The organism is Bradyrhizobium algeriense, assembly GCF_036924595.1.
GTDB classification, from domain to species: domain Bacteria; phylum Pseudomonadota; class Alphaproteobacteria; order Rhizobiales; family Xanthobacteraceae; genus Bradyrhizobium; species Bradyrhizobium algeriense.
In genome coordinates this window covers 719458-734969 of the sequence record NZ_JAZHRV010000001.1, presented here as the reverse complement: position 1 = coordinate 734969, position 15512 = coordinate 719458, and the positions used below count along the sequence as shown (strand labels likewise).

Here is a 15512-nt window from a genome sequence, read left to right as displayed (position 1 = left end):
ATCAGGCCTCGCCGAAACCGTCATGCACAAGCGCAAGCACGGCAGCAAGCGCTGCCGTGCCATCGGGGCCGGTGATGCGGAAATGCAACGTCGCTCCCTGCGGGGCCTTGACGCGCATCACCTTTACCGGGCTCTTCGCATCCGTCCAGGGACCGTCCGGCGCAAGCGCGAGTTCGATCTTCGCCGCAAAGCGTTTCGCGCACTGCGTGAGCTTGACCGACGGCCGCGCATGAAGACCGACGGCATTGACGAGAACCGCCGAGGCCATCAGCGGCACGAAGGCGTTAGACGCCCGGCTAGCGTTGACATCATGCATAGAATTCCTCCGCGCTACGTTTGACGGCAGCAAGTGACGAACCGCCCGAGGACTCGGTCGCTGCGATCACGGCGCCCTCCACCACCGGCGCATTGCAGACAACGACGCGCGCACGTCGATCTTCGGCCAGCATCTCTACCGCCATCTCCGAATTCGTCTCCGCCCCGCCAAGATCGACCAGGATCGCCACGCCGGCCGACGACCAGGCCGCCTCGATTGCCTCGAGGATACCGGCGACATTGGTGCCGAGCCCTCCATCGGCATCGCCGCCGGTCCAGGCGAGCGGCACGGCATTGCCTACCATCTGACGCACCATGTCCGCTGCGCCTTCCGCGATTTTGGAGGAATGCGAAACGATGACGATGCCGACATTGCCGGAACTTGAATTGCTCATGAAGTTGCCTCGAATTCCAGTGCCGCAATTGCTGCACTGATCAGAAGGGACGCCGAGCGCGACCCCGGGTCCATATGGCCGATGGATCTTTCGCCGAGGAAGGATGCCCGGCCGCGGGTCGCAAGCATCGGCGTCGTGCGATCGGCGGCTTGCGCCGCCTCGGCCGCAATCGCCTTGGCATCACCGCCCCCCGCAAACACGGCTTGCACCGGCACCAGAACATCCAGCAAGGTTTTCTGCCCCGCTTCGGATCGCCCGCGCATCTTGACCGCGTCGATCGCCTTATCCGCCGCCGCGACGAGATCGGTACGCGCCGGCTGCTCCGGAAGCGCCTTGCCAAGTTCCATGAAGAAGGTGCCGACCAGTGGCCCGGAGGCGCCGCCGACCTTCATGACCAGCGTCATTCCTATCGCCTTCAGCATCTCCGGCAATGCTTTGTCCGCAAGGCCGGGTAGCGTCGCGAGCACGGCCTCGAAACCCCGCTTCATGTTCAATCCGTGATCGCCGTCGCCGATCGCCTGATCCAGGCTGGTCAATTCTTCGGCGTGCTCGATCATTGACGCGGCAAGCGCCCGCACCAGTTTTTCCCTGGCTCCCCGATCGAGACTCATGCCGCGACCCTCCCGCCGGCCGCATCAAAGAACAGCGGCTTGTTGAGCCGAAGCGACACGATATCCCCAGGGCCGAGCCTTGCTTCAGGGTCGGACAACGTCACGACGGGTTGGCCGCCAAGATCGAGGTGGAGGTGGCTCTGATCGCCGAGATGTTCGATCCGCGTGACGGTCGCCGACACGTCGCCGCCGTCGCGCGCGATCGTCAGGTGCTCGGTGCGCGCGCCGATGGTCTTGGTCCCGCGCGGCGCGCCGGCAAAGAGACCCGCCGGCAGGAGGTTGATCGTCGGTTGCCCAAGCCGCGCGGCGACATGAGCGTTGATCGGGTTCTCGTAAATCTCGCGCGGCGTACCTATCTGCATCAGCCGCCCGGCCTCGATCACGCCGATGCGCGAAGCCATGGTCATCGCTTCCGTCTGATCATGAGTAACATAGAGTATGGTCGCGCCGAGATCGGTCTGAATGCGCTTGAGTTCAAGACGCATTTCGCCGCGCAGCTTGGCATCCAGCGAAGAGAGCGGTTCGTCCATGAGATAGATCGCGGGCGAGCGCACCAGAGCCCGGCCGATCGCGACACGCTGCATCTGTCCACCCGACAATTGGGTTGCCTTGTTATCGAGCTTGGTTTCGATGTGGAGCAGACGCGCGACTTCCCGCACCTTGGCGCGGACCTCCGCCTCCGGTACGCGGCGGATCGGCGCACGTAACGCAAAAGCCATGTTCTCGAACACGGTAAGATGCGGATACAACGAATATTGCTGGAACACGAAAGCGATGTCGCGATCGGCCGGCGCATCGCCGGTCACGTCGCGTCCGCCGATCCGGATCGAACCATGGTCCGGCATCTCCAATCCGGCGATGAGGCGCAATGTCGTCGTCTTGCCGGCACCCGTCGGCCCGAGCAAAGCGACGAACTCGCCGTCTCCGACGGTCAGCGACAGGTCGCTGACAGCCTGCGTTTTCTTGAACGCCTTGGAGACCGCCCTGATCTCGACCTCAGCCATGCACGCCTCCCTCATGCAACACGGTGCGGATCGCCCGGCCGGACTCCTTGTCGAAGATCGACAGCGTATCGGGCCGGAAGTCGAGCCCGACATTCTCTCCGGTCCGAAACGACACGCTGGCGGGCGACCGGGCCTTGAGTGCGCCATAGCGCGTCGTCACGATCACGATCTGTGTCGTGCCGAGATACTCCGACCCATAGACCTCGCCCCGTACGGCGCCGCGATCGGTGAAACGCACGTGCTCGGGCCTGACCCCGAGGACCAGGTCGCTTTCCGGCAGCGCTTGGCGCGCAGCTGGAATGGCGACGTCGCGCTCGCCGAGCCTGATCGCCTGCGCGCCGGCTTGCAGGCTGCCGCGGAACGGCAGGAAGTTCATCGGCGGCGAGCCAATGAAATCCGCAACGAACAGCGACGCTGGCCGGTCATAGATGTCGCGCGGGCTCGCGACCTGCTCGACGATGCCGTTGTTCATCACGGCGATCATATCGGCCATCGCCATGGCCTCGAGCTGATCGTGCGTGACGTAGACCGTCGTCGCTTGGAGCCGGTCGTGCAGCGCACGCAATTCACGGATCATCGCCTCGCGCATTTCGGTATCGAGCGCTCCGAGCGGCTCATCCATCAGGAAACATTTTGGCTTGCGCACGATCGCCCGTCCCAGCGCGACGCGCTGGCGATCGCCGCCGGCAAGACCCGACACCGGCCGATCGAGAAGATGCGAAATGCGCAGGGTGCGCGCGGCCTCCACGACCCGCCGGTCGGACTCCGCCGCGCCAATGCCCTCGCATTTCAAGGGGAAACCGATGTTTCGCCGGACATTCATATGCGGATAGAGGGCGAACAGCTGGAACACGAAAGCGATATCGCGAGCCGATGCGCGGTTCATCGTGACGTCCTCGCCGTCCAACCGAATGGTGCCGGCCGTCGGCAATTCCAGTCCTGCAATCATGCGGAGCGTTGTCGTCTTGCCGCAGCCGGAAGGACCCAGCAGACAGAGGAACTCGCCGTCCTCGACCGTGAAGCTGGCAGCCTTGACGGCATGGAAGTCCCCGAAGGATTTGTCGAGCGCTTCGACCCTGATCTGTGCCATCCCGCCCTACTCCCTGACCTTCGAGACAACGATGAACATCACCGTTCCGAACAGAGTGGTCGCGAACGACCAGGAATAGAGCGTCAGCGAAAATGGCTGCATCAGCATCACGACGCCCGCGGCGATGATCGTCGTCGCGACGGCCTCCAGCGGACCGCGTCGTAGAATTCTGTCCGCGAAGCTCCGACCCGGCATGGAGGAATTTGCATCGAGGCTCATTTGCGAACGGCTCCAAAGGTAATGCCGCGCAGCAAATGCTTGCGCAAAAGCACCGTGAAGACGACGATCGGCACCAGAAAAAGCGTCGTGCCGGCGGCTACCGCAGGCCAGTCCTGCCCGCCCTCCCCGATAATGATCGGAATGAAGGGTGGCGCCGTCTGCGCGTTGCCGGAGGTCAAGAGCACCGCGAAAGCGTATTCGTTCCAGGCGAAGATCAGGCAGAAGATCGCCGTTGCCGCGATTCCCGTCGTTGCCTGCGGCAGCACCACCTTCACAAAGGCCTGAAAGCGCGTATAGCCGTCGATCATGGCCGCTTCTTCGTACTCGCGCGGGATCTCGTCGATGAAGCCCTTGAGCAGCCAGACGGCGAGCGAGACGTTGACCGAGGTGTAGAGCAGGATCATGCCGAGCCGGGTGTCCGACAGCCCGATGGTACGGTACATCAGGTAGATCGGGATCGCGACAGCAATCGGCGGCATCATCCTCGTTGACAGGATGAAGAACAGCAGGTCGTCCTTCAGGGGCACGCGGAATCGCGAGAAGCCGTAGGCGGACAACGTGCCGAGCGCGACCGCGAGCACGGTCGAGCCGAACGCGATGATCAGCGAATTGACGAAACGCGGCACGTAGTTCGACGGTCCGGCGACGACCATATTGCGACTGCGCGCAATGTCGTCGCAAAGCCCCTGCGGCGGTCCAAGCGTGCGGATGAATTCCGGCGTCTGGCGCGATCGCGTGGTGAAAAGATTGCAGTAACCTTCGAGCGATGGAGTAAAGACGATTTTCGGCGGATAGGAGATCGCATCGTCCGGCGACTTGAATGAGGTAAGAACGATCCAGACCAACGGAATCATCGTGATTACGGCATAGAGAACCACGAGCGAACCCGCCAATCGCCTGGTATTGAGCGATGGTTCGACGACGGAATGGGCCGTGTTGGCGATGCTCATCGGCTCTTCACCCGGTTCAGCGCCTTGACGTAGATGTTGGCTAGTCCAAACACCGTCACGAACAGGATGATCGCGAATGCCGAGGAATAGCCCGTCCTCCAGCTCTCGAACGCCGCGCGCTTCAGCGTGATCGAGGCAACCTCGGTGGTCGACCCCGGCCCGCCCCCGGTGAGTAGGTTGACCATGTCGAACATCTTGAAGTTCTCGATGCCGCGGAAAAGGACGGCGAGCATGATGAACGGCAATGCCATCGGCAGAGTGATCGACCAGAACTGACGCCATTTCGATGCGCGGTCGACCTCCGCCGCCTCATAGATGTAATCCGGGATCGATCGCAGGCCGGCAAGGCAGATCAGCATCACATAGGGCGTCCACATCCAGGCGTCGACGATGACGATCGCCCAGGGACTGAGTGTCACGTCGCCCAGCATCTGGAACGACGATGCGGAGCGGCCCGTGAGGAAGGCCACCATATAGTTGAAAAGCCCGATCTGCGGCTGGTAGAGAAATGTCCAGAAATTGCCGACCACGGCCGGTGAAAGCATCATCGGCAGCAGAATGATCGTGGTCCACATGCCGTGGCCGCGGAATTTTTTGTCAATCAGGAAGGCAAGACCAAAGCCAAGCACGGTCTCGATGACGACGGTCCAGAACACGAAATGTGCCGTCACCTGCATCGCCGCCCAAATGTCCGGATCGGTCAGGATCGTCTGGTACCAATCGATCCCCAGCCACTTCACCGGTGCGTTCGACCGGTTGGCCCGATAGTTGGTGAACGACAGATAGATGGTCCAGACCAGCGGGAAGATATTAATCGCCAGCAGCAGCACGATCGTCGGGGTAATGAAGAGCCATGCGAGAGCCTTGTCGGACAAGCCCCGGACACGGCGCGCCAAGCCCGGCTGCAGGGGCACAGCGCCGTATGTGATCCGCGATGAGGCACTCAAATCATTCATGGCGTCGGCTGGTCCTGATGCGCCGTGATCGTCGGCTTCGGAGGAGAGGCCTGGTATTGCGGAAAAGAATGGCCTGGAGCGCGAGCGAACCGCGCTCCAGGCCGCTATCCTAGAACTTCTTGCCCTCTTCCTTGAAGATGGCTTTCCAATCTTTCACCAGCCCGTCGAGCGCTTCCTGAGCAGTCCCCTTGTCGGCGACCACGTAGTCATGCACGCGCTTCTGCTCGGCCTGCAGGAGTTGCGCGTAGGAGGGCTCCGCCCAGAAATCGACCACCATACCCATCGACTTCAGGAACTCCTTGGCGAAGGGCGCGCTGTCCGGGAAACCCGGGTCGTTCAGCACGGATTTGGCGCAGGAATAGCCGCCCAGCGCCCACCACTTCTTCTGCACATCCCCGCCAGCGAACCATTTGATGTATTGCAGCGCTTCACCCTGGTTCTTGGAATAGGAAACCACGGAGATACCCTGTCCGCCGAGTTGGGTTGCCTGAGTGGTAGCGGCGGGATTGGAGAAGAAGCCGATCTTGTCGCCGCCGACATTGGGGTCCTTGTAGAGGCCCGGGAAGAAGGCGAAGAAGTTCATCTGCAGCGCCACCTGGCCGGACTTGAACGCATCAAGACCTTCCGACATGTAGGAGTTGGAAGCACCGGGGGGCGTGCAGCATTTGTAGAGTTCCTTGTAGGCTTCGAGGCCCTTGACGGCACCCGCCGAGTTGACGAAGCCATCCATTGCATACGGCTTGTTGGGGTCCTGATATTTGAAGCCATAGTCGTAGAGATAGTTCGAAACGCCCATGGTGATGCCTTCCGAACCGCGCTCGGTATAGATCGATGCACCATAGACCTTCTTGCCGTCGATCTCGCGGCCCTGGAAGAACTGTGCGATGTCGCGCAGCTCATCGAGCGTCTTCGGCACAGCGAGATCGCGGCCATATTTGGCCTTGAAATCCTTCTGCACGTCGGGGCGCGCAAACCAGTCCCTGCGATAGGTCCAGCCCACCGCGTCGCCCATGGCCGGCAGCGCCCAATAGTTCGGCGTGTTCTTCGGCCACTGCGAATAACCGACCACGGTGGCCGGCATGTAGTCGTCCATGCTGATTCCTTCCTTCTTGAAGAAGTCGTTCAGCTTGACGTACTGGCCGTTCTCCGCGGCGCCGCCGATCCATTGTGAATCGCCGATGATGAGATCGCACAGCGACCCCCGTGAATTGAGTTCGTTCAGAAAGCGATCGGCATAATTGGTCCAGGGCACGAATTCGAACTTCATGCCGATCCCGGTCTTGGCGGTAAAGTCCTTCGACAGTTCGACCAGCGCGTTGGCCGGGTCCCATGCGGCCCAACACAGCGTGATGGTTTTGCCCTGCGCTTGTGCGGGCGTGGTCGCCGCTCCGATGCAGAGCGCGGCGGCAAGTGCGCCGCCTGCAGCAAAGAGCGCCTTCATGCTATTGTTCATGCGCATTTCCCTCCTGTTGAACCGGCCATCGACATGGCGCGGCGTTCCTGCCCGCTCGAATGCTTCGAGCAGTGCGACACAGTCCTGACGGGCTAAGTGACTAAACTGACGTTCCCTCGCGCTACCCGGATTCTTAAGGACCGGCAAAGCTCGATTTGTTTAGTAAGACATAAGTTACTAAACATTGCAAGCGACCTGTCGCCGGGGCTCTCATGTGGTTTCCCAGCAAGCTCGTGGCGGCCGGACACAACTCACAAAACAATCAGCTCGGACGCTATAGCGGCGGTATCAACTGCGCGCGTCCTGCTGGCGCTCCAATTTCAAAGCAATTTCATTTTGCTTCGCCAATTCAATTTCGGGATGGCGTCGCTCGAACGAGTCGTTCTGCATGTTTGAGCTTTTGACGAAGATCGAAAGCGCGCTGCGCAAATCGGGCACAGCGCCGTTTCCTTGATGAGGCTCCGAGTTGCTACCGCGCTCGCGTTCGAGGCGATGACTGATTTCGATCCGCGGGATCCTGACTCCGCCACGGTTGAAAGCGATCACGTCGATGCGGCGGATCTGCGCATCGCGTTTTCGCCTACGCTGGCACTCGATACACCCATTGATGGCCGCTCGGCGTGACAGAGGAAGCGTTGATGCCACTGCAGCATGTGGGACTAGCTGCGCTCTACGGCCCAGACTTCCACAAGGATCCGGGGCAATTCGATTCGGACGTGGCCAAGCAGATCGAACGCGGTCTTTCCTGGCGGGGTGTAGAAATAGCTGCGGCGCTTGGCGCAAGCTCTGCTATCAGCGCCGCTTTCGCAGCTTTCTTTGCGAATTTTGACCTCCTTCTGGCACGGACCGTTCCCTGTGTCGCCTGGCCCCCTGGTACAACTTGGCCCAAAAATGATCGGAGAAGGAAGCGAGTCGCCGAGCTCATGCCGCCTTCACACCTTTCGTAAATCACGCACGACTTCCAGCGATTTCAATCCCGTGCGGCCGAGACGCAAGCGGCCTTCCGTTCGGGATTCAGATTATCGCACGAAGAGGACAAGACAGGCTCTTGCTGCGCGCAGCGAAGCGCATTGAATACGAAACTGTAAGCGTCTGGGCGAAGGCGGACGTGGGCGGATCTCTTCGTTCCTGGAGGTCGGCACACACGCTGGCGCTTGGTCGATGGCCACTCCAGTCACATTCGATCGTAGATTCGGCGCCCTTATCGCAAGAAAAGGCCAAACAACGCCGTGCGCAATTTCATCGAACTACCCATCAACGGTCGCCTATGCTTCGAAAGTGTTTGCTCTGAACCGATAGCGTCTTCCGCGAACTCGGCTTTTGAGCGTGAGTAAACTTCGGTTGCTAGTGAATGATCTGGTTCAGGAAACTCCGCGCCCGTTCCGTGCGGGGCGCGCGGAAGAATGTGTCCGGGTCGCTTTCTTCGACGATGGCGCCCCGATCCATGAAGACCACCCGATCGGCAACCTGGCGCGCAAAGCCCATCTCGTGGGTGACGCAAACCATGGTCATTCCCTCCTGCGCGAGGTCTACCATCGTTTCGAGCACCTCCTTGACCATCTCCGGATCGAGCGCGGATGTCGGCTCGTCAAACAGCATGATCTTGGGTTGCATGCACAGGGCCCGCGCGATCGCGACACGCTGCTGCTGACCTCCCGATAGCTGCGCTGGATACTTGTTCGCCTGATCGTGTATGCGGACCTTCCTGAGCAGACCTATCGCGCGGTCATGCGCTTCGGATCGGGAAAGGCCGCGAACCCTGATTGGAGCCAGCATGCAATTCTCGACCACCGAGAGGTGCGGGAACAGATTGAAGCTCTGAAATACCATGCCGACTTCGCGGCGCACGCTGTTGATGTCGGCCATGCGGCCGGCGAGCTCGACACCATCGATGACGACAAGGCCTTCATCGGGCTTCTCGATATGATTGATGCACCGGATCAGCGTGGATTTTCCGGAGCCCGAGGGCCCGCACAGAACGATCTTTTCGCCCTTCGCGACATTGAGACTGATGTCGCTCAAGGCTGTGAAGTTTCCGAACCGCTTCACCAGATTTTCCACAATGACGATCGAGGCTGGCCGCCTGGTCTGACCGCCTGGGCTTTCCTGCGGCATGTTCGTCTCCATGAAGTAGGCTTCGATTGACTGATCAGTTGCGGAACGTCCCGGGGACCGCGTACCGCTTCCGCAGCGACGCGACACACTGCGAAGCGGCCGAACTGATGACAAGATAAACCACTGCGACCGCGAGGTACATTTCAACCAACCGTCCGTTGAGCTGCGCAAGCTTCGAGGCAGCCCCAAGAAGATCGGTCAGCGACAACACGTAAACCAGCGACGTATCCTGGAACAGGATGATGGTCTGGCTCAGGATGATCGGGCTAGCCACGCGGATCACTTGCGGCAGGATCACACAGCGGTAGGTGTCGAACGCGGACAACGAAAGGGCCTGGCATGCCTCGAACTGGCCCTTGTTCACTGCACGCAGCCCGACGCGGATGATTTCCGAATAGTAGGCCGCCTCGAACAGGCCGAATGTGATGAATGCAGTATAGGTGGCGCCAATCGGAATCGGACGCCCATTGCCGCTCAGGTGTCCTAGCACGATCGGCACCAGAAAGAAGAACCAGAACAGGACAAGGATGAGAGGGATCGAGCGGATCAAGGCGATATAGCCGCGGACGATCTGGCTGATGACCGGCACCTCGAAATGCTGCACCAGCGCAAAGCATGTCCCCAACACCATGCCAATGACGAAGGCAGCCGCCGTCAGCGTCAGCGAGAACAGCAATCCCGACCAGAGATAGGGCCACGCCTGCTGGACGATCGAAAAATCGAGGCTATTCATTTCGCGATCTCCATCGCCTCCCGCAGTGCGCCGCCTTGCTGCAGTTCGCTGGCCGGGGCCTCCACCGTGATATCATCTCGGGCAGCCGCAGTGCCCGGGATATGAAGGGCCTTGTCGATGAGCATCATCGACTGGTAGGCGATCAGGGCGAGCGCCAGATAGATGAGCGTCGCCGCGCCGAATGCGGTGAAGGTCTGGAAGGTTGCTTCGCTGATCTGGCGCGCCTGCGCGGTCAACTCCATCAAGCCGATCGTCAGGGCTACGGATGTATTCTTGTAAACGCCCATCACCTCGCTGGTCAGGCTCGGCACGATGAGGCGCAGCGCCTGCGGGACAATGACGTGTCGATAGGTGAGGTATGCGCTCAGGCCCAACGCATTGGCGGCTTCGGCCTGCCCCTTCGGCAACGCCTCGATCCCGGCGCGAACCTGTTCGGCGATGCGGGCGGCGGTGTACAAGCCCAGGCACAGCAGCGCCGGGAAAAACGATCCCCAGGGCGGCGGGATCTGCTTGATTGCGTTTCCGAGTGTACCCGGCAGCACCTCCGGCAGGACGAAATACCAGAGGAACATCTGCACGAGTACGGGGATGTTCCGGAAAATCTCCACATACAGGCGAGCCAGTGCCGCGACGAATCGATTTTTCACCGTTCGGCCGATGCCGACGAGGACTCCGACGGCGAACGCGATCCACCAGCCGAAGAACGCGAGCGCCAGCGTCCAGCCAAGACCCGACAGCAGCCAATCGATATACCGTTGGCCATCCGCCGTCTGTTCAAAAAGAACTCCGAACATCGCGAGCCTCACGACTACATGGATATCGACCTGCTGGCGCGAGACGGCCGCGCCGACCACACCGCGACTAGTCGACCGCGTCGCTTGGATGCGCAATCCGCTCCTTCAGGGTTTCGGTCAGCGGAAAAGCGAGATTCTCGCCCTTCGGCGGAATCGGGCTGGTGAACCACTTCGCATATGTCTTCTCGAATTGCCCCGATGCCATCTGCTTGGCGAGGATATCATCGACGAGCGCCTTGAATCCGGCATCGCCTTTCGTGAACATCAGCCCGTAATAGATCCTTGCGTATCCTTCGGGAAGGAACGTCAAGGCGTTCGGATTTGGTGCCGCGGCCTTGAGGCCGGCGAGAAGGATGTCGTCCTCCATGAAAGCCGCTGCGCGGCCGGTGTTCAGCATGAGGAATGATTCCGCATGATCCTTCGCCTGCACGATGTTCAGACCAAGCTGTTCCTTCGCATTCACGCCCTGAGCAAATCCAACCGCGTTGGAGCCTTGCGTAACGACAATCGTCTTGCCCTTCAGGTCGGCAGCGCTCTTGGCACCGCCTTCGGTCTTGACGAGCCAGCGGGGCTGGCTGACGAACGTCGCAATCGAAAACGAGACCTGCTCCTGGCGCTTCCTGTCGTTCGCCGTGCCTCCGCACTCAATGTCCACGGTGCCGTTCTGTATCAGGGGAATCCTGTTCGACGAATTCACCGGCGTGTAGTTGACGGTCACCTTCGGCAGGTTAAGGTCCGCCTTGATGCGCTCGACGATCGCCGCGCAGAGGTCCAGCGAGAAGCCGACGGGCTTTTGATCCGGTCCCAGGTAGGAGAACGGGATGGAAGCCTCGCGATAACCGATCGTGATGGCGCCGCTCGATTTGATCTTGCTCAGCGTTGGGCTCTCTGCCGCGGCAGACGAATTCACCATCGCTCCGACCGCAAAGAGGCCCGGAAGAACTCCCAGTAGCCGTACGACGTTCTTCATGTCGTGCATCCTCTCCTGTAAACGAAAACTACGCTGCTGCCGTTGCCTGCTTCAGCCCGCGCTTGCGAATCAGTTCGATCAGGCGGTCGACATCGGCGACCGTGTTGAACATTCCGAACGACACCCTGATGCCGTCGCGCTCCGGCGAAACGCGCACATTGTTCTCGTCGAAATAGCCGAACCAGTCTGTGGCCGGCAGATCAAGAACGTAGATGTGCGGCGCGCGATGCAGGCGAGCACGTGGGCCGACGAGGCGAATATCGAGCTCATCGAGTTGAGCGATGAGATGGTCGCCGAGTTCGAAGCAGTGGTTCTGGATGTTGGCCACCCCGATTTGCTCGATCATGTCAAGCGCCGCACCGAGCGCATGGATCGCCGGAAGATTGAAGTTACCGAGCTCAAAGCGCCGGGCCGTCGGCGAAGGCGCGAGGCTGTTCGGACGCGCGATCAGATCAACGGGTATTTCCGCAAGACTCGCGGCGGCCAGATAGGTTGGCTCCAGATCCTTCAGGGCTTTGTCCCAATAGAGCAGCCCCAATCCCTGAGGGACGAGCAAGCCCTTGTGACTTCCCGATCCCACGAAGGTCGCTCCGGCCGCCCTGGCATCGATCGGCACGACACCGATCGCCTGCATCACGTCGACGATGAAGTAGAGTTTCCTTTCCCGGCACAGGGCACCAACACTCTCGATATCGAAGCGGTGGCCCGCATGGAAGGTGACGTGCGACATCGAAATCGCCCGCGTGCGCTCATCGATGTGGGGTAGAAAGCTTTCCGCGTTGACGACATCAGACATCGCAAGGAAGCGCACCTCGACGCCCCTCTTCTGCAGATTGAGGAACGCATAGGCGTTGTTCGGATGATCGCCACGGATCATCAGCACGTTGTCGCCGGCACGCAGCGGCAGCGCGTTGGCCGCGATGTTCATGCTCTCCGACGTATTCTTCGTGAAGGCGATCTCGTCGGCTGAAACGCCCAGGAAGCGCGCAACCCTGGCCCGCGTCTGCTCAACGCGATCGAGCCAGACGCTCTTCGGTCCGGCCGCTTCCAGCCCCTCGCGCAGAAACAGGTCGATCGCGGCCTTCACCGGGCGCGCCAAGGGCGCCTGGAATCCCGAGTCGAGATAGACCATCCGATCGGCGACCGGGAATTCCCTGCGGACGGCATCCACGTCGTAGTGACGAGACATCTCGGTCTCCTGTTGAGCACCCCCTTGGCGACGGCCGGGAAATGCCAGCTGAAGCAGCGCGAATGCCGGTCGAAGTCCGGTGCGCGCTGCATAAGCCATGCGCATCCGCCGGCAACGCCAACGGTATGAGCATCCGCGGCCGCCCGTCCAATTAATTTTCATATTTCAGTAGTTTTTATTCCGAAAAATGATAATTTTTTGGTAGGAGTTGCTGATGAACGAACAAGACAAAAAAAATGACGGACCGCTCGACCGCGCTTTCGCGATCGTGGGCCACGTCGCCGGGGAAACCAAAGCCGTCTCGGTCGCGGAAATCGCCAAGGCGCTTTCGCTCCCGCTTCCGACCGCGCATCGGCTCATTGGAAATCTGGAGGAGCGCGGCCTGCTGCAGAAGGCGCTTGGAACCAAGCGATACGTTGTGGGCAATCAGTTGGTCACGCTGTCGGCGAAGGTCATTGGTGCAGCCTTCCGTACCGCGCGCCGCCATGCGGTGCTGCGGGCGGTCGCGGCTGAAATCGGTGAGCAATGCGAGATCGGAGTCGTGCGCGACAATGTCGTTGCCTATGTGGACAGCGTCCGCGTCTCGCAACCACAGGGCCTGCAATTCAATCCAGGTGAAGCCGCGCCGTTACACTGCACGTCGACCGGAAAGATCTACATGAGCCGGCTGTCCGAGCGGGCACGGGAGAAGCTATGTCGCGCACTCACTTTGACCAGATACACGGAAACCACGATCGTGGATTTCGACATCCTGATGAAGGTTCTCGGGGAGACCCGCAAGCGCGGCTGGGCCAAAACGAACGAGGAATATGTGAAGGGGGTCGTTGGATGCGCGGTTCCGATCCTGTCGCCACGCGGCGAATTGATCGCCTGCCTGGGCGTCTCCGTCCCGGTTGCGCGCGTGAGCTATGCCGAGCTGGACCGCTTCATTGCGCCGCTTCAGAAAGCGGCCGCGCTCCTCTCGGAGACAATTCTCCAAGCTGACGAAGATGGCGGAAGCGCTGTACTGGAAAAAACCCAGCGTCGCTCTCGCAAATAGTCGGCTTTTGGTCTGGAAGCAGAAGTCGCAGGACGCCGCACCAGTTCCGCACCGGAAACGATGTCTTCAAGACATAACGAACGCGAACAAAATCAAACAAAACCACAGCAAAATTAACAAAACTGTCGGTTGCCATCTCCACATCTGTGAAGCGGTATGATGGAACGTTCATCGTTGTGCAGGGTTGCCGGTCCATTGCAAGGGAACATGGACCAGGATTGTGGCTTTTCACGTCAGTCTTGTTGGTCGAACTGACCTCAGTGGCGAGATCTACCGTCAGATCCGGCAAGCAATTCTGGACCGGCGCCTTCGACCTGGAGAACGTTTGCCACCCACGCGAGAACTGGCCACCACGCTGAGGGTCTCACGATCGACTGTGACGGTCGCGTATGAAAGCCTTCTCGCAGAAGGATTTGCGACATCCCATACCGGCTCCGGGACGTTCGTCAGCCATCATCTTGAGACGAAACGACCGGCATCGAAAACAAGGCGGTCGACGGTCCGCGCAATTCGGGTGCGTGGAGTTTGGGAGACGATACCCCTTCCGATAGGCTTTGACCGCACAGCACGTTTCGATTTCAGAACCGGGCTTCCGGACACTTCATTATTTCCACACCGAGCCTGGCGGCGAGTCGTCGCCCGTGCGCTGCGCTCGCGCGAGATGGCGGCAGGCGTCTACGAGAATCCTGCTGGCAATTGGGACCTGCGCGCGGCGATCGCTCGCCACATCGGCATCTCACGCAGCGTTTCCGGATCGCCCGACGACGTCATCGTGACCAACGGCACCCAACAGGCACTCGACATCGTCGCTCGCGTGCTTCTCGGGCCCGGCGATATCGTTGCGATGGAAGATCCGGGCTATCGGCCTCTAAAGGAGTTGCTCAAGGCGCTGGGCGCGCGCGTGATCGGTGTGCCGGTCGACAGCGAAGGCCTGGTCGTTGAGGCGCTGCCGGCCGAGGCCAGGGCGGTCTACGTGACGCCGTCGCATCAGTTTCCCCTTGGCGTGGCCATGAGCCTGTCGCGTCGACGGGCGCTGCTTGCCTGGGCCGAGCGCAACAACGCGGTTGTCGTCGAGGACGACTATGACAGCGAGTTTCGCTTCGGCGGACGTCCGCTCGAGCCGCTTCAGACCCTCGATTCGACCGGTCGCGTTGTGTATGTCGGCACGTTCTCAAAGACGTTGCTGCCGGCTCTCCGGCTGGCCTTCATGGTCGTGCCGCCGTCGCTGCGAGAGGCGGCGCACAAGGCGAAGTTCGTCACCGATTGGCATACAGCGACAACAGCGCAGAGCGCGCTGGCGCAGTTCATCGACGACGGGGCGTTTGCACGCCACATTCGCAGGGTGGGCCGCATCTATAGCGAACGGCATGCGATGCTGACCGCGGAGATCAAGAGGAACTTCGGCGATTACCTCGACCTTGTTCCATCGAGCACCGGGCTGCATATCACCGCCTGCGCACGAGGAGCGTCGGTTGATCATATCGATGCGATCGTATCACGAGCCTTTGATCTCGGCGTTGCCATCGATACGATGTCGCGCAACCGGGTGGACAGAAAGCCTCCGGCCGGCCTCGTCCTGGGATACGGGGCGATCGAGACGGCACGGATTGCCGAAGGGCTGAGGCCGGCTGCGCAGATGCTTCGATGAACGTGTGCCTCGACGGGAAGCGGCGTGAGCG

The 15512-nt window shown here is 60.7% G+C and carries 17 protein-coding genes and 1 pseudogene; 3 read left to right on the top strand and 15 right to left on the bottom strand.

Annotation, left to right across the window (positions count from 1 at the left end; translation table 11 throughout):
• Position 1 precedes the first annotated feature (1 nt).
• The 10 genes from V1286_RS03575 to V1286_RS03530 all read right to left on the bottom strand — a co-directional run bounded on the left by V1286_RS03575 (position 2) and on the right by V1286_RS03530 (position 7431).
• Positions 2–316: an HPr family phosphocarrier protein gene (locus tag V1286_RS03575; RefSeq protein ID WP_057845267.1), complete on the bottom strand. Its 315-nt coding sequence runs from the start codon at positions 314–316 to the stop codon at positions 2–4.
• Positions 309–710, bottom strand: coding sequence for a dihydroxyacetone kinase phosphoryl donor subunit DhaM (gene dhaM, locus V1286_RS03570; RefSeq protein ID WP_334477618.1), 402 nt, complete (start codon positions 708–710; stop codon positions 309–311). The genes V1286_RS03575 and dhaM overlap by 8 nt, the downstream gene beginning before the upstream one ends.
• Positions 707–1321, bottom strand: coding sequence for a dihydroxyacetone kinase subunit DhaL (gene dhaL / locus V1286_RS03565; RefSeq protein WP_334477617.1), 615 nt, complete (start codon positions 1319–1321; stop codon positions 707–709). The genes dhaM and dhaL overlap by 4 nt, the downstream gene beginning before the upstream one ends.
• Entirely contained in the window at positions 1318–2325 is a 1008-nt protein-coding gene (locus V1286_RS03560; protein ID WP_334477616.1) for an ABC transporter ATP-binding protein, read from the bottom strand. Before V1286_RS03560 ends, dhaL begins: the two co-directional genes overlap by 4 nt.
• Positions 2318–3415 (bottom strand): ABC transporter ATP-binding protein, encoded by a 1098-nt coding sequence (locus V1286_RS03555; protein ID WP_334477615.1) that lies wholly within the window; start codon positions 3413–3415, stop codon positions 2318–2320. The genes V1286_RS03560 and V1286_RS03555 overlap by 8 nt, the downstream gene beginning before the upstream one ends.
• Positions 3416–3421: 6 nt before the next feature.
• Positions 3422–3634: a hypothetical protein gene (locus V1286_RS03550; RefSeq protein WP_334477613.1), complete on the bottom strand. Its 213-nt coding sequence runs from the start codon at positions 3632–3634 to the stop codon at positions 3422–3424.
• On the bottom strand, positions 3631–4584 hold the full coding sequence (locus tag V1286_RS03545; protein WP_334477612.1) for a carbohydrate ABC transporter permease: 954 nt from the start codon (positions 4582–4584) through the stop codon (positions 3631–3633). Before V1286_RS03545 ends, V1286_RS03550 begins: the two co-directional genes overlap by 4 nt.
• Positions 4581–5540, bottom strand: coding sequence for a carbohydrate ABC transporter permease (locus V1286_RS03540; protein ID WP_334477611.1), 960 nt, complete (start codon positions 5538–5540; stop codon positions 4581–4583). Before V1286_RS03540 ends, V1286_RS03545 begins: the two co-directional genes overlap by 4 nt.
• Before the next feature lie 109 nt (positions 5541–5649).
• Positions 5650–6981, bottom strand: coding sequence for an ABC transporter substrate-binding protein (locus V1286_RS03535; protein WP_334489521.1), 1332 nt, complete (start codon positions 6979–6981; stop codon positions 5650–5652).
• A 300-nt stretch (positions 6982–7281) separates the two neighbouring features.
• The gene (locus V1286_RS03530) at positions 7282–7431 is read right to left on the bottom strand and encodes a hypothetical protein (protein ID WP_334477610.1); all 150 of its coding nucleotides are present in this window, start codon (positions 7429–7431) and stop codon (positions 7282–7284) included.
• A gap of 36 nt (positions 7432–7467) precedes the next feature.
• Here V1286_RS03530 and V1286_RS03525 point away from each other — a divergent pair.
• A pseudogene (locus V1286_RS03525) lies at positions 7468–8068 on the top strand (amidase family protein); the annotation flags it as partial.
• A gap of 269 nt (positions 8069–8337) precedes the next feature.
• Here the strand turns inward: V1286_RS03525 and V1286_RS03520 are convergent.
• The 5 genes from V1286_RS03520 to V1286_RS03500 all read right to left on the bottom strand — a co-directional run bounded on the left by V1286_RS03520 (position 8338) and on the right by V1286_RS03500 (position 12794).
• On the bottom strand, positions 8338–9108 hold the full coding sequence (locus tag V1286_RS03520; protein WP_334477608.1) for an amino acid ABC transporter ATP-binding protein: 771 nt from the start codon (positions 9106–9108) through the stop codon (positions 8338–8340).
• 34 nt (positions 9109–9142) lie between these two features.
• Positions 9143–9841, bottom strand: a complete 699-nt coding sequence (locus tag V1286_RS03515; protein ID WP_334477606.1) for an amino acid ABC transporter permease — start codon at positions 9839–9841, stop codon at positions 9143–9145.
• The gene (locus tag V1286_RS03510; RefSeq protein WP_334477605.1) at positions 9838–10635 is read right to left on the bottom strand and encodes an amino acid ABC transporter permease; all 798 of its coding nucleotides are present in this window, start codon (positions 10633–10635) and stop codon (positions 9838–9840) included. Before V1286_RS03510 ends, V1286_RS03515 begins: the two co-directional genes overlap by 4 nt.
• Before the next feature lie 67 nt (positions 10636–10702).
• Positions 10703–11605 (bottom strand): amino acid ABC transporter substrate-binding protein, encoded by a 903-nt coding sequence (locus V1286_RS03505; protein WP_334477604.1) that lies wholly within the window; start codon positions 11603–11605, stop codon positions 10703–10705.
• Positions 11606–11633: 28 nt separating this feature from the next.
• Entirely contained in the window at positions 11634–12794 is a 1161-nt protein-coding gene (locus V1286_RS03500; RefSeq protein WP_334477602.1) for an aminotransferase class V-fold PLP-dependent enzyme, read from the bottom strand.
• A 214-nt stretch (positions 12795–13008) separates the two neighbouring features.
• On the opposite strand from V1286_RS03500, the gene V1286_RS03495 reads away from it, so the two are divergent.
• Together V1286_RS03495 and pdxR are read left to right on the top strand one after the other, a co-directional pair.
• Positions 13009–13833 (top strand): IclR family transcriptional regulator, encoded by an 825-nt coding sequence (locus V1286_RS03495; RefSeq protein WP_334477600.1) that lies wholly within the window; start codon positions 13009–13011, stop codon positions 13831–13833.
• A gap of 220 nt (positions 13834–14053) precedes the next feature.
• Positions 14054–15481 (top strand): MocR-like pyridoxine biosynthesis transcription factor PdxR, encoded by a 1428-nt coding sequence (gene pdxR, locus V1286_RS03490; RefSeq protein ID WP_334477599.1) that lies wholly within the window; start codon positions 14054–14056, stop codon positions 15479–15481.
• Positions 15482–15512: the final 31 nt, after the last annotated feature.

Bases quoted from the DNA above. Each gene is read 5' to 3' on its own strand.
- V1286_RS03535 (WP_334489521.1), bottom strand. From the start codon at position 6,981: ATGAAGGCGCTCTTTGCTGCAGGCGGCGCACTTGCCGCCGCGCTCTGC.
- V1286_RS03500 (WP_334477602.1), bottom strand. From the start codon at position 12,794: ATGTCTCGTCACTACGACGTGGATGCCGTCCGCAGGGAATTCCCGGTC.
- V1286_RS03495 (WP_334477600.1), top strand. From the start codon at position 13,009: ATGAACGAACAAGACAAAAAAAATGACGGACCGCTCGACCGCGCTTTC.
- V1286_RS03520 (WP_334477608.1), bottom strand. From the start codon at position 9,108: ATGCCGCAGGAAAGCCCAGGCGGTCAGACCAGGCGGCCAGCCTCGATC.
- V1286_RS03510 (WP_334477605.1), bottom strand. From the start codon at position 10,635: ATGTTCGGAGTTCTTTTTGAACAGACGGCGGATGGCCAACGGTATATC.
- V1286_RS03505 (WP_334477604.1), bottom strand. From the start codon at position 11,605: ATGAAGAACGTCGTACGGCTACTGGGAGTTCTTCCGGGCCTCTTTGCG.
- V1286_RS03560 (WP_334477616.1), bottom strand. From the start codon at position 2,325: ATGGCTGAGGTCGAGATCAGGGCGGTCTCCAAGGCGTTCAAGAAAACG.
- V1286_RS03545 (WP_334477612.1), bottom strand. From the start codon at position 4,584: ATGAGCATCGCCAACACGGCCCATTCCGTCGTCGAACCATCGCTCAAT.
- dhaM (WP_334477618.1), bottom strand. From the start codon at position 710: ATGAGCAATTCAAGTTCCGGCAATGTCGGCATCGTCATCGTTTCGCAT.
- V1286_RS03555 (WP_334477615.1), bottom strand. From the start codon at position 3,415: ATGGCACAGATCAGGGTCGAAGCGCTCGACAAATCCTTCGGGGACTTC.
- dhaL (WP_334477617.1), bottom strand. From the start codon at position 1,321: ATGAGTCTCGATCGGGGAGCCAGGGAAAAACTGGTGCGGGCGCTTGCC.
- V1286_RS03540 (WP_334477611.1), bottom strand. From the start codon at position 5,540: ATGAATGATTTGAGTGCCTCATCGCGGATCACATACGGCGCTGTGCCC.
- V1286_RS03550 (WP_334477613.1), bottom strand. From the start codon at position 3,634: ATGAGCCTCGATGCAAATTCCTCCATGCCGGGTCGGAGCTTCGCGGAC.
- V1286_RS03575 (WP_057845267.1), bottom strand. From the start codon at position 316: ATGCATGATGTCAACGCTAGCCGGGCGTCTAACGCCTTCGTGCCGCTG.
- V1286_RS03515 (WP_334477606.1), bottom strand. From the start codon at position 9,841: ATGAATAGCCTCGATTTTTCGATCGTCCAGCAGGCGTGGCCCTATCTC.